The organism is Lactiplantibacillus sp. 30.2.29 (genome assembly GCF_018991255.1).
Lineage (GTDB): Bacteria > Bacillota > Bacilli > Lactobacillales > Lactobacillaceae > Lactiplantibacillus > Lactiplantibacillus pentosus.
The window spans coordinates 30,955-44,228 of record NZ_JAGYGU010000009.1; the positions used below are offsets into that span (position 1 = coordinate 30,955).

Genomic DNA, 13,274 nt, shown 5'->3' on the forward strand with positions numbered 1-13,274 from the left:
TTTTTAGAATAATATTCGTGTTGTCTTCAGTTAATATTCAATCACGGCACTACCGACGGATAAGCCGCCGCCAAAGCCGGTGAATACTAGTTTGTCGCCCCGTTGAATTTGGTGTTGTGCCACCAACTCAGCAAATAAAATCGGTTCGCTGGCGGCTGCCGTATTGCCATACTGGGCAATGTTAACGGGTAATTGTTCGGTATTTAGATGTAACGTCTTGCCAACACTGGCCACGATGCGCACATTGGCTTGATGTAGGATAAATGATTGCACCTCATTTGCCTGCAGTTTGGCAGCTGTCAACGCTTGTTCGATAGAACGCGGCACTTGTTTAGTTGCAAAGTCATACACCCGGCGACCGTTCATTTGAAACGCCCATTGATTGGTTGACTTGACGGCTGTGTCGGTCGACCAGGGATTCAATCGCGGCTGTTGTCCCGCAGTTAAATAGTGGCCATCCGCACCAAACGTGGCGTAGTGACTGCCCAGCCAGCGACCGGTTGGGGCATCCGAATCTGCGGCAATCAACATGCCACCCGCACCATCGCCGAACAAAACGGCGGTACGACGGTCGTGCCAATCTACCAAGTGACTCAATGTCTCACTACCGATAAGCAAGGCATGCTGACTGGGCTGTAAATATTGATGAACCAGCTGCATGCCGTAGACAAAACCGGCACAAGCCACATTAATATCAAAGGCAATCGCATTGGTCGCGCCAATCGCTGCTTGCACTTGAGGTGCCGTCGCCGGTGTCAAAAAATCCGGAGACATGGTCGCCACAATAATTAAATCGATGCTCGTTGCCGCGAGCTGGCTTTGCTGCAACAGCTGCTGGGCAACATCCACGGCTAAACTGGTCGTCGTTTCAGTGGTTGCAACATGGCGGGTCTTGATACCGGTCCGTTGCTGAATCCACTCATCCGAAGTTGCCATCAAAGATGTCAGGTCCTGATTGTAAATTTCAGTATGCGGTACAGCTTTGGCGGTTGCTTGAATTGAAAAATTGTTTGTCATGGTTAGTTAGATACAATCGGCATCGATCAAAATCTCCCAAACGCGCTTGCCGAATTGCAGTTACCACCTTTCTATTTTGAATCAGTGGGACTAACGATAAACGTTAAGTCTGTCGTGCAGGCGGCTTTATCGCCGACCATCGCCTGACAGCTGACGGTGCCCATATTCGAACGCTGTTTGACCATCTGGACGTGCAACTTCAAGACATCGCCGGGCCGTACGATTTTACGAAACTTGGCGTCTTTGATTGCGCCAAGATAGGCGGTCTTGCCCGCAAATTTCTCAGACTTCAAAATCAGAATCGAGGCTGCCTGTGCCAGTGCTTCAATAATCAGCACTCCCGGCATCACCGGGTTGCCAGGAAAGTGCCCTTGAAAAAAGGACTCGTTGATGGTGACATTCTTCGTCACCACAATTGATTCACCCGGATTTAGTTCGTCCACCCGGTCCATGAATAAAATCGGATACCGGTTAGGAATTAATTGCATAATTTCGCTTGCTTCTAACACACTCATTGCTAGTCGCTCCTTTCACGGCGTTTGGGAATGGCATTAAGTTAATCGTCCCCCAAATGATTGTCAATTGATTTCAGCAGTTTAATTCATAGTATGACGCTTTTGAACAGAAACGAATTCCCACTGCATCAACGGATTGGCCGTTTCGAATTTTTTTGAAATTAACTCGGAAATAGCAAAAATTGCGAGTTAAAAATTGCGTGAATTTTCCAGAAAAATGATCAGGCGACTATAAACTTTATAATTTACCAGCTTTAAGATGCGTTCGTTTAGCCAATGACCATAGACTGACACGTCAGCAAGCCTCACAGTACCGTGAACGCGCCGTTTTTGGTTGGATGTCAAAAAAGCATGCAGAAGAATTCATCGCAATTCTTTCGCATGCTGTTAATACGTTTAAATTAAATTGTCCGTTTCGTACAAGAATAACAACCACATTCTCGCCAGAAGGCCTCAAATCCAATCATAATTAGTTGGCAATATCGAAACACTAAATTCGGATTGACTTAAGCGTCACCCGGCTTACCTACCAACATTATTTAAATGTTCGCATTCACAACAGGCCCACAATGCCACCTACGAGCAAACTTTGAATCTCAGATTGTAACATCACCCAGAGCATCACATTAAAACTAACCAACACGGCGATACACTGGCCCTCAAATCCGGTCAGCGTTGGGACTTGCAACATACCTTGTTTGCGCCGTTTTTGCCGGGCCTTACGAATGCAGAACTCAGCTAGTATCACCGTCAGCAATGGCAGCACGATCAACCACCACCGTGGGCCGAACGCATCCGCGAGACCAGCACCATTAAAATGGGTCACGACTTGCTGGGGCGCTAAACTAATCATGATGAGACAAATTAAGACCATCACACCAACTATCGATCGGACGATCCAAGTAAATACACGCATGGGGTGCACCTCATTTTTGAACCAGTATATCAAGTGGTGATTTTCACGAATAGTAATATGCATTTCTTCGGATGGTGAATTATCAAAGCAGGATGTAGGCAATGTTGTAACGAAAAATGATTGGCAAGTTAGCTCCTAGTTCAATCCCCTGAATTCAGTGCATCAATACCTAGGTTGGGCGCGCTGTGCTAGTTATTCTATTAGCATTAAAGATGATTAAAACGTGCCAGTTGGTGGATTCCTGTTCGTCAGCTGGCAATCTCCTTATTCCGACTTCCGGGGCCGGCTGACAATTGCTGGAACGTAAGCCGACATCGATTTGAACTCACGCAGAAACCCACTGCGCAATTTCAAATACGAGTCTTATTCTAAGCCGCAAGCAGACCACTTCCAGCTAAGAATAATTTGGCTACTGAGCATTGTCAGCCGGCCCCTACAGTCGGGAAGCCGCTCGAATAGCGGATGAACAGCCACCCATCCGGGTACAATTAACCACTGAATATTAGGTAACTGGTCCTTCAGGCGAACTTTTAATTTGGAACCGATGATGCTTTAGGGGATTTGAATGCTGAGAAGATCACACGAATATCGTTCACTATTCTCAATATCACAAATTTCAACGGACACTGGTCTTGAATTTAGTCGTTGAAATAATCTTCGTTTAGAATTCCAAATTTTGTCATCTCAGCCGATTGTACAAAATCTATAAAACAAGGATAGTTTTACTCAAAAAGCGAGGCAATCAGAAGATGAGCATCTTCTGAATGTCCCGCTGGTTAGTTTAATCACAACACCTAGTTATCCAGTTAGTCGACAACCACCATTGCTTTAATGGTCTGACGATTTTGCATATCTTGGTAAGCTTGGTTGATGTCTGCTAAAGCGTACGTTTGCGTAAAGACGCGCCCTGGATTGATATTGCCATCCAAAACGGCTTTAAGTAAGAACTGCTTGTCATAGGTGGTAACGGAAGCCGAACCACCTGCAACCGCGATATTTTGGGCAAACGTCGAACCGAGTGGCCGGTTGTTATAATGCGGAACACCGACATAACCAACGCGTCCGCCATTGTGTAATACGCCTAGGGCTTGATCAATGGCTGCTTCGGTACCCACACATTCTAAGGCAGCGTCAGCGCCACCGCCCAGGATTTCACGGACTTTGGCAATGCCTTCTTCACCCCGTTCAGCGACGACCGCCGTTGCACCAGATTGAAGGGCCATTTGTTGCCGATCTTCATGCCGACTCATCAGGACGATTTGAGAAGCACCCCGCATTTTGGCAGCGATAACGGCACATTGACCGACCGCGCCGTCACCAATAACGACCACTTTATCGCCTGGTTGAACATTCGCACAACGAGCTGCATGATAGCCAGTTGGCATGACATCCGCTAAAGTCAATAACGACTTCAACATGCCTTCCGTGTAATCACTTGGTTGCCCCGGAATCTTGATCAGTGCCCAGTTACCGTATGTGAAACGAATATATTCGGATTGGAATCCATTCGACCAGTTGGAAACACCGGGATGGCGATCACAAGTGCCATCAAAGCCGGCCCGACAAGCGGCACAGTCGCCACAGCCGTGCGTAAATGGTGTAATAACGAAGTCTCCGGGTTTGACCGTGGTAATTGCATCACCAATGGCTTCAACGATACCAATCGCTTCATGTCCATCATTAGTTGAATGCGCATCCTTATTATCACCATGAGCGTAAGCCCACAAGTCTGAACCACAAACACAGGTCCGAACGATACGCACGATCACATCGTCATCCGCCTGCAGCGTTGGTTTGTCAACTTCCTGAACATCCACAAAACCTGCTTTTTCAAAAATGGTTGCTTTCATCCTAATCACCTTGAACTACCAAATTCATGAGTAGTTCTTCCTTCCATTAAGATAATGATACTGTCTAATTCGCCTAAATTGTAACAGGTTTCATTAACCAAATGCTAATAAATGCACATTCACCTGCATTCTTGACAAATATTCCGACAGCTCATATATTTAATTCTAGACTTGATAGTTAACTATCAGTCAAGAATTTTTATGAAAATAGGTGTTTCGATGACTTTAACGATCCATGATGTGGCGCAGCGAACCGGATTGACCACTTATACGTTGCGGTATTATGCCAAGGAAGGCTTATTGGACTTTGTCACTCGGAGTTCCAATAAGCTGGGGACCCGATTATTCAAAGAATCCGATTTAGAATTCATTTATCTTATTAAGTGCCTCAAAAATGCCGGCCTGAGCATCAAAGAAATCAAGACCTTTGTCGATTGGACTATGGCTGGTGATTCGACAATCGCAGAACGGCGTGACATGTTTCAAAAACGGCGGACCGCTCTGCAACAACAAATGGCCGACTTACAAGCGACCTTAGACGTTGTTAATTATAAATATTGGTACTACCAAGTTGCCGAAGATGCTGGCACTTGTGCGGTACATGATGGCATGCCGGATGCGGAGATTCCAGAAAAATTCCGGCAGGTCAAGCACCGGTTGTCGGCGTTGGATGGCATCAAGGATGCGTAAAATTGCAGCGTGAAATTGCAGTGTGAAATCAAAACTGGTTCTATTAACAAATCCACTATAATAAGAACTTGTACGTAGCAATCAAATTTAAAATAAATGAACGCCACCTGTTGCAACGGAGGCTGCAGTCAGGTGGCGTTCATTTGGTATCGACAATTATCTGAAATAATAACGAGCACAGCTTTCAAACCTGGACGACAACTATTAGGATGGCATCCATTGGCTGTGATTGGCCTTCGCCACTTTAAATACAAAATAGATCCCATCGCCAACCGCAAGACAGCGTACCACTGTCAAAACACACGGATCATGTCATTACACATCATCAATTAGATTACACGCCTGACACCAAATCTATATTGTCACAACTGTTCTCCCACAATTCCTTGGCGGTGTAGACATCCTTGTCAAACAAAATCACGGTTCCATCCGGCTGGATTCGGGCGTTAGAACCGAGCCATTCCCAGGTCGGCGGCAACCACAAGTTTTTACGCTTCCCCTTGCCCTTCTTCGGTGACCAAGCTAAGAGATAATCATTGATAAAATGCGTGCGCATGTAACGATACTGACCATTATCAAATTCGATTTGAATCATATTGGCCCCCATCCAAACTTTGACGGCCTTTGGCAAAGCAGTTGTCATGGTTGCTCACCTCATCCTTTTATTGGTGCATCTGTGTTATCAGCATATAAGTAAACACTTTCTTATTTGATCTTATCACTAAGCCCAGATAAAGCAATCAGCGTTATCCGAGTGTACGGACAAGGCTGTGCTTGCCAATCATCAGAAGTGGCAGGAAATACCATTCCTTAACAAAATCAACCAGGCGTGATATGTTCGAAATTAAAATAAGGTGACTAACTCAAAGTGAGTTGATCACCTTATCGCGCAGGATCTGAATCATTGAAGAACGAGCTTAACCGAATTCGAGCAAATGGCCTGGACCTCGTCAGCTATTCGTGGTCACACGCCTCACACGCCATAGTTTGAAAAGTCCGGTATAGCCATTCACCAGTTTACCGAGAACGATCAACAGTCCTGTCACCGCGCCCACTTCAAGAGTGCCAGTGCCGCCAACTCATGGAAACGCGCCCCATACGCTAACCCGGCATCATCACATTGATAATTCGACTGATGTAAGACCCCGGTGCCTCCCGAACCTAGAAAGCCATAACAGCCTGGAACACGCTCCTGGTATAAGGCAAAGTCATCATCCGCGTTGCACAATTGGGCCGGAACCAACTTAAAATCATTTTCAAAGGCGGTTTTCAAAAGTCTCGTAATAGTCTCATCATTCGTCACACAACTTGGGCCACGATCCCATTCGATGGCTGCTACTTGCTGATTCATTTTAGCCGTCGCGTTGACGATCTCGTAAAAGCGCTGTTTGGCCAGTGCCCGATTTGCCGCGTTAAAGGTGCGAATGGTGCCTTTGAGACTTGCTGTATTGGGAATCACATTGTACGTGGTCCCGGCCTGAATCGCACCAATCGTTAGAACCAGGGCCGCATCGGGCGCAATATTGCGGCTCCGAATCGTCTGTAAATTGCCGATGAGTTCACCCAAGGTCACAATCGGGTCATGACTGGCCTCTGGCATAGCCGCGTGTGCGCCCTGACCTTGAATCGTTACATCAAAGTTGTCATTACTAGCCATTAACGGTCCGGATTTCATCGCCACCGTCCCGACTGGCAAATTCGGCATATTATGAAAGCCCGCAATGGCCTGCACTCCCGTTAAGACACCGTTATCAATCATGATGCGTGCACCCCGATGCCCTTCCTCAGCTGGTTGAAAAATTAAGCGCACGGTTCCAGGAAGATCAGCCTCGCGTGCTTTCAACAGCCGTGCCGCGCCTAATAAGGATGCGGTATGAAAGTCATGACCGCAAGCATGCATTCGTCCGGGAATCTTTGAAGCATAGGGTAAATCATTGGTTTCTTCAACTGGCAAAGCGTCAATATCTGCGCGTAAGGCAATTATTGGTGCGCCGTGGCCAATCTCGGCGACGACCCCCGTCTCACCTGGATAATCCAGCAACCGGACCCCTAAGCCACTTAAGGTCTGCGCGATGAGTTTGGTCGTTGCGACTTCGTGTAAAGCTAATTCAGGATGCGCGTGTAATTGATGCCGTAACGTGGTCATCCATGCACTTAAAGTTGTGGTCAACATTGATAACATCCCCTATAAAATTTTTAAGAAAATTGACGCGATAACGACTGAAGCGACCGAAACCGTTGCAAAGCCCCCGACTAGCATTTTCGGTAGAATTTGATCCAGTAAGTATTGCCTTTCATCCGGGGTCGTCCCCATGATTTCTGTGACTTCATGGGTCACAATATAGTCTGCGGGAAACCCAAACAATGCCGTCAGGGCGCTGGCGAACGCCATTTCATGACTGAATCCCAGCGGTCGAGCCAATAAGCTAGACGCGATGAACATCCCTAACACACCCAATACGATCAAGGTCACAATTGGCACTAAGATGCCGCTCAACATACTGATCTTGACAATGTTTAGATTGGCAAAAATGTAGGCGAGTAACCCGTACATCAGCCAATGAAACACACCCGCTTTTTCTAAGACGGCATTTTCTAAAAAACCGAGTTGATGCGCAATGACGCCAAAAATCAAACAAACGATATATTGGTTCACAACACCGTGCATCAGTTGAGCGGTCTCTTCAGCTAACCCCGTAACGGCCGCGACCTTGAAGAGCATGAAGGCCGAAGTATCATAAGCAGCTGGTAGATGCCAAGCACGGATTTTGAATTTCGGCAACCGAACGCTGGTATCCGCTGTCGGCACATCTCCGGCTGGGACCTGCGCCGCTGTATTGACGGTGGCACGTGCCGTTTCAGCATCATCCGTGACCACGATGGCGACCGCCTGCCTGTTTTTTAATAGCCGCCGACTCTCACGTTTGAGCATCCAGGCCGTCAATGGATAACCGAGCATACTGTGCATCACAAACATTGCGACCGGAAATGCAACTAAAGCGGTGATGTGTTGGGCTTTTAAGCCAGCCGTCATCAAAAATGCCGCGACCAGGCCACCAGTCAGTGGCGGGACACTCGCAACGATCGTATGCCAATTAAAGAATAAGCGTCCGATTCCCATCGTGAGGATAATGGTCCCGACAACGCCGCTGAGTGCAATCACCACGGCACGCCATTGCTTAAGTAAAAGTTTCAAGTCCATCAACGTCCCCATATGCACTAACAGCACGGCTTGGGTAATTTGAATAAAGGCTGTGCCAAACGAAGCGGCGGGCACAATATTCTTCGGAACAATCGTCCAAAAGCCAATTAAAAATAAAAGTGCCGTAATAAAAACGGATGGCACGTAGGCTCGACTCCGGGTTGAGACCCATTCGCCCACCATCATGAAGCCCATGACGACCATCAAAGAAAGAATAGCTGCCATTATCATCACTCCCATTAGTTTGATTTGCGATTCACTTTTCTAATCGTATTATCATAATCTAACAGAAAACTAATTAGAATACGAGGCGCTGACGTCAATTCAATGCAAACCCACGTTTACATCGCTTTGGACAGCTGATTCCTAGTTATTAAGTGGAAATTCGCTAAGAATCTAAAGGTCATAGTCGTCAAATATTCGGTACTAAGCTGACAAAAAAACGGTATCCTCACCTTATCAGGTTCAGATACCGTCACAAAGACATCAATTTAACTTTGAGGAACTAATTATCCGGTAATCCCGGAATTGTCACGGTTGCAATAAAATCTTACCCGCAACTTGGCCAGTTTCCAGTGAACAGTTGAGTTGTTGCCGTAATAGCTTGCTTGGCTTACCCCTTTTCACCATCGGGCACCGTCACCGCATCCAACGCCGCGCGCATCTGGCGTGTATAGTCGGTCAAAACCGTCGTCGCCGGTTGGTTGTTCGCGATTAAATGTACTACGGCGCTGCCGACGATCACACCATCCGCAAATTTGGCCATTGCGTGCGCCTGTGCCGGGTCATGGATGCCAAACCCAATCGCAACGGGTAAGGCCGTTGCTTGCCGAATCTTCGTGACTAATGTCGTCAAGTCGGTCGTGATGTGGTTGCGGGTCCCAGTCACGCCCAGCGAGGAGACGACGTAGATGAAGCCGCGGGCCTGTGCCGCAATGGCTGCAATCCGAGTATCGTCGCTCGTCGGCGCAATCAACGGAATCAGTGCCACGTCATATTGATCAAGCGTTGGCCGGAGTTCACCAGATTCCTCTAGGGGTAAGTCTGGGATAATCAAACCGGCAACATCCAATTCCTGGCAGCACTTGGCAAACGCCGTATAACCGAACTGATAAACGATGTTAGCATAGGTCAGAAACACCAGTGGTACTGCCGTTTGCTCCCGAATTGCAGCGACTAATTCGAAGACTCGCTGCGGCGTGATTTGTTGGTCAAAGGCGCGTAAATCTGCGGCTTGAATCTCCGGACCATCCGCAACCGGGTCCGAAAATGGAATGCCAATTTCAACTAAGTCACAACCCGACTCCGCTAGCGCAACCACCTGGTCGACAGTCGCGTCAAAAGTTGGATCCCCCGCCACAACGAATGCAATGAACGCCTTATGATTTTGAAAAACGCGGTCTAAATTAGTCATTGATTTCTACCCCCCGGTACTTTGCAATTGCGGCCACATCTTTATCGCCACGTCCAGACAAGGTACAAATAATCGTTTGGTCCGGTCGCATGGTTGGTGCGAGCTGTTGAACATAAGCAACAGCATGGGCACTTTCAATCGCGCAAATAATGCCTTCGACTTTAGCAATCATTTCAAATGCTTGAACAGCTTGGTCATCCGTCACGCCGACGTATTGGGCCCGCCCCGTTTCAGCTAAGTAAGCGTGTTCTGGCCCGACACCCGGATAATCCAGCCCAGCTGAGATGGAATAGACTGGCGCAATCTGCCCCGCTTCATCTTGTAAGAAACACGACTTCATACCGTGAAAAATCCCAGTTCGTCCGCGTTCAATCGTCGCAGCCGTCAATGGCGTTTCGATGCCTTTGCCAGCGGCTTCACAGCCAATCAACTGAACGGAAGGGTCCTCCAAAAAGGCAGCAAAGCTCCCAATAGCGTTACTCCCACCACCGACGCAAGCGACAACGGCATCCGGTAAACGGCCGGTTTCTGCCAACAACTGTTTTTTAGCTTCAATACTGATGACACTTTGAAATTCATGGACCATCATTGGAAACGGATGTGGCCCAGTCGCCGAGCCCATGATGTAGGCGGTATCGTCACAGCGCCGCGTCCACTCCTGCAACGCCGCGTTGATGGCATCTTTGAGCACCACCGTCGTGACTGGATGAACCTTGGCACCTAACAACTGCATGCGATACACGTTCAGCGCTTGCCGGTCCGTGTCTTCCTTACCCATGAAGATCTCACATTCCATCCCAAACAAGGCAGCGATCGTCGCCGTTGCCACGCCGTGCTGACCAGCGCCCGTTTCGGCAATCAACCGTTTTTTACCCATTTTCTTAGCGAGGAGCGCCTGCCCTATGACATTATTGATCTTATGCGCACCGGTGTGGTTCAAATCCTCACGTTTAAAATAAATCTGAGCACCACCCAATTGGTCAGAGAGTCGCTGTGCATGGTATAGCAAGGATGGGCGGTTGGCATAGTTATTTAGCAGATCGGTTAGTTCGGCTTGAAATTGGGCATCTTGATGATAGTGTTGGAAAGCTTGATCTAATCGATGCAATTCAGTCATCAGGGTCTCTGGTACATATTGGCCGCCAAAGTCGCCGTAACGACCTGGACGTGTTGTATTTTTAATCATATTGAATCCTCCGTTTAAGTGGGTCGTGTGATTTCATATCGAATCTGTCACGATTTTTTATTCTTCGTCTACTGATTATCTATTAGTTAAGTTGGTGCGCGCGGGCAACAATGGCCGCAATCTTCTGGGCATCCTTTTGACCATTTGTTTCGCCCCCGCTGGATACATCGACCATCGCTGGGTAAATTTGTTGAATGGCAGTCGTCACATTGTCTGGCGTCAAACCTCCCGCTAAGATAAATGGCCGTTTGAGCCGTGGCAAGTCCGTCCAATCCAGGACTTGACCACTCCCGGGGTGCGAATTGTCCAGTAACGGATAATCCGCTTGGCATCTGATTGCATCAGCGGGAATCACCGCTTGAATCACGGGAATGTGAGCTGCTCGTAGTTGGGGCACACGTGGATCATCCAGGGCGCCATGCAGCTGAACCACTTGAATGATGTGGGCTTGCACCAACGCTAGAATTTCCGCCAGCGAGTTAGTTGTGAAAACGCCGACACGCTGAATCTGTGGATTAAGTTGTGCCGCCATTTGCCTCGCCAGGTCTGGTGTGATCTGCCGCCGACGTCCAGGCGCAAAGATGAATCCAATCGCATCTGGCCGTGCTTGATTGACCATCGCCACATCCGCGGGCCGCATCAGGCCGCAAATTTTAATTTGGGTCACGCGACCACCCCCGCACGTAATTGTGCCACCGCTGCCGCTTTATCCGGCGCACGCATCAGCGTCTCACCCACTAAAATGGCATCGAAGCCGGCCGTGGCTAGCTGATGGACTTGGCTCGGCGTTTGAATACCGGATTCCGCTACGGCTAAACACGTCACTGGAATTTGTTGTCGTAGTTGCTGGCTAGTGGCAATGTCCACGCTGAAATCCTGCAAATTACGATTATTGATGCCAATGATGTCCGCACCGGCTGCGACGGCTTGCTTAATTTCAGCCGCTGTATGCGCTTCGACTAATGCGTCTAACTGCAACGCGTGCGTCAGGTCTACTAATCGTTTCAATTGGTCCGGGTCTAAAGCGGCAACGATTAGTAATACTGCACTTGCCCCTGCCACGCGGGCCGCTGCTACCTGACTTGCATCAACGATGAAATCTTTGCGTAACGTGGGTACGGTGACCGTAGCTGCAATGGCTTCTAGATAGGCCAGCCGCCCCTGAAAATAATCCGGCTCGGTCAACACCGAAATCGCATCGATTTTCGCATTTTGGTAATCCTGGGCGATTTGCAGGTAATCAAAATCGGGTGCAATCAGTCCTTTAGACGGCGAGGCCCGCTTAACCTCACCAATGATGGTTAATCCGGGTTGCGCCAGTGCTCGTTTAAACGAAGGCGCTGGGGCTGTCATCTGGCGAGCGCGCTGCTCAATGGCCATCCGCTCAGCTAGCGGCACGGCCTGTACGCGCCGCTGACTGCCGGCAACAAGTTGCGTTAAAATCATGACGCCATCACCGCCTGACTCTTCTGAATCAATTGCGTGAGTTCTGCGGCGGCCTGACCTGAATCGATCGTCTGCGTGGCAAGCGCCAAGGCATCGGCCAAAGTTAGCTGCGGCTTCGCAATGTGGAGTGCGGCCGCCGCATTCATGAGGACGACGTCGCGCGGTGCACCGGGTTCACCCGCTAAAATCAACCGCGTGATTGCAGCGTTTTCCTGAGCCGTTCCACCAATCAAATCGGCATGCGCACAGCGTTTCAAGCCGAATTGCTCTGGTGTCATGGTGGTCGTCGTTAAGTGGCCGTCATTAATGTCAATGATATCCGTTGGCGCCGCGGCTGAGATTTCATCCAAACCATCACGACTATGCACGACCATCGCGTGTTTGACGCCCAATTTGATTAAAACTTGTGCCAGGGGTGCCATCAAATCTTGACGATAGACCCCTAATAATTGCATTTCCGCATGCGCCGGATTTGCCAGCGGACCTAGGACGTTAAAAATGGTTGGAATCTTGATTTGTTGCCGTGCCGGGGCCACAAAACGCATCGCCTGATGGTATTCACGAGCGTACATAAAGGCAAAATTAGTCTGATTCAAGAGGGCTAAGCTTTGGTCAGGCGTTAAATCAATTTTGACCCCTAACGCTTCCAAGACATCGGCCGCGCCACTCTTCGATGAAGCGGCCCGGTTACCGTGTTTGGTGACGGGTACCCCGGCGGCCGCTACCACGAGCGCGGTCGTCGTTGAGATGTTGAACGAATTAGACCGATCACCACCAGTCCCGACAATCTCTAAGGTCGGTCGCCCCGCTTTGAATGATAATGCCTGCGCCCGCATCGCAGTGGCCGCGCCGGCAATTTCATCAATGGTTGCGTGTTTGATGGCTAGTGCCGTTAAAAAGCTGCCAATCTGGGCGTCGGTCGCGTGCCCCTGCATAATTTCAGTCATTACCTGTTGGGTCGTTGCAAAGTCGAGATTTTTTTGGTTAGTTAGTTGTGCAATTGCGTTTTCAATCATAATCATGCCTCCATACTTGCAT

13 protein-coding genes are annotated in these 13,274 nt (G+C 48.7%); 1 reads left to right on the forward strand and 12 read right to left on the reverse strand.

The window, feature by feature from the left end; all coding sequences use genetic code 11:
* Positions 1–30 precede the first annotated feature (30 nt).
* From KGF65_RS06460 to KGF65_RS06475, 4 genes are all read right to left on the reverse strand, one after another.
* The gene (locus tag KGF65_RS06460) at positions 31–1,017 is read right to left on the reverse strand and encodes a beta-ketoacyl-ACP synthase III (RefSeq protein ID WP_105923890.1); all 987 of its coding nucleotides are present in this window, start codon (positions 1,015–1,017) and stop codon (positions 31–33) included.
* A 71-nt stretch (positions 1,018–1,088) separates the two neighbouring features.
* Complete coding sequence (gene fabZ, locus KGF65_RS06465; RefSeq protein WP_003638655.1) at positions 1,089–1,532, reverse strand: 3-hydroxyacyl-ACP dehydratase FabZ; 444 nt, start codon at positions 1,530–1,532, stop codon at positions 1,089–1,091.
* Positions 1,533–2,085: 553 nt separating this feature from the next.
* Entirely contained in the window at positions 2,086–2,448 is a 363-nt protein-coding gene (locus KGF65_RS06470; RefSeq protein ID WP_003638654.1) for a DUF1648 domain-containing protein, read from the reverse strand.
* 806 nt (positions 2,449–3,254) lie between these two features.
* Positions 3,255–4,298 carry an alcohol dehydrogenase catalytic domain-containing protein gene (locus KGF65_RS06475; protein ID WP_105923891.1) on the reverse strand — a complete coding sequence of 348 codons (1,044 nt, stop codon included), beginning with the start codon at positions 4,296–4,298 and terminating at the stop codon, positions 3,255–3,257.
* A 219-nt stretch (positions 4,299–4,517) separates the two neighbouring features.
* Here KGF65_RS06475 and KGF65_RS06480 point away from each other — a divergent pair, with 219 nt between their 5' ends.
* Positions 4,518–4,988 carry a MerR family transcriptional regulator gene (locus KGF65_RS06480; protein ID WP_105923892.1) on the forward strand — a complete coding sequence of 157 codons (471 nt, stop codon included), beginning with the start codon at positions 4,518–4,520 and terminating at the stop codon, positions 4,986–4,988.
* Between the two features lie 334 nt (positions 4,989–5,322).
* Here KGF65_RS06480 and KGF65_RS06485 read toward each other — a convergent pair whose 3' ends face one another.
* From KGF65_RS06485 to trpD, 8 genes are all read right to left on the reverse strand, one after another.
* Positions 5,323–5,631 (reverse strand): hypothetical protein, encoded by a 309-nt coding sequence (locus KGF65_RS06485; protein ID WP_105923893.1) that lies wholly within the window; start codon positions 5,629–5,631, stop codon positions 5,323–5,325.
* Positions 5,632–6,030: 399 nt separating this feature from the next.
* Positions 6,031–7,161 carry an amidohydrolase gene (locus tag KGF65_RS06490; protein WP_216748039.1) on the reverse strand — a complete coding sequence of 377 codons (1,131 nt, stop codon included), beginning with the start codon at positions 7,159–7,161 and terminating at the stop codon, positions 6,031–6,033.
* Between the two features lie 12 nt (positions 7,162–7,173).
* Positions 7,174–8,415 carry a hypothetical protein gene (locus tag KGF65_RS06495; protein WP_216748040.1) on the reverse strand — a complete coding sequence of 414 codons (1,242 nt, stop codon included), beginning with the start codon at positions 8,413–8,415 and terminating at the stop codon, positions 7,174–7,176.
* 388 nt (positions 8,416–8,803) lie between these two features.
* A complete protein-coding gene (trpA, locus tag KGF65_RS06500; RefSeq protein ID WP_216748041.1) occupies positions 8,804–9,604 on the reverse strand; it encodes a tryptophan synthase subunit alpha in 801 nt (266 codons plus the stop codon).
* Positions 9,597–10,790 carry a tryptophan synthase subunit beta gene (gene trpB, locus KGF65_RS06505; protein WP_216748042.1) on the reverse strand — a complete coding sequence of 398 codons (1,194 nt, stop codon included), beginning with the start codon at positions 10,788–10,790 and terminating at the stop codon, positions 9,597–9,599. The genes trpA and trpB overlap by 8 nt, the downstream gene beginning before the upstream one ends.
* Before the next feature lie 82 nt (positions 10,791–10,872).
* Positions 10,873–11,457 (reverse strand): phosphoribosylanthranilate isomerase, encoded by a 585-nt coding sequence (locus KGF65_RS06510; protein WP_213472384.1) that lies wholly within the window; start codon positions 11,455–11,457, stop codon positions 10,873–10,875.
* Entirely contained in the window at positions 11,454–12,236 is a 783-nt protein-coding gene (trpC, locus tag KGF65_RS06515) for an indole-3-glycerol phosphate synthase TrpC (protein ID WP_105923899.1), read from the reverse strand. The genes KGF65_RS06510 and trpC overlap by 4 nt, the downstream gene beginning before the upstream one ends.
* Positions 12,233–13,252 (reverse strand): anthranilate phosphoribosyltransferase, encoded by a 1,020-nt coding sequence (gene trpD, locus KGF65_RS06520; protein ID WP_105923900.1) that lies wholly within the window; start codon positions 13,250–13,252, stop codon positions 12,233–12,235. The genes trpC and trpD overlap by 4 nt, the downstream gene beginning before the upstream one ends.
* Positions 13,253–13,274: the final 22 nt, after the last annotated feature.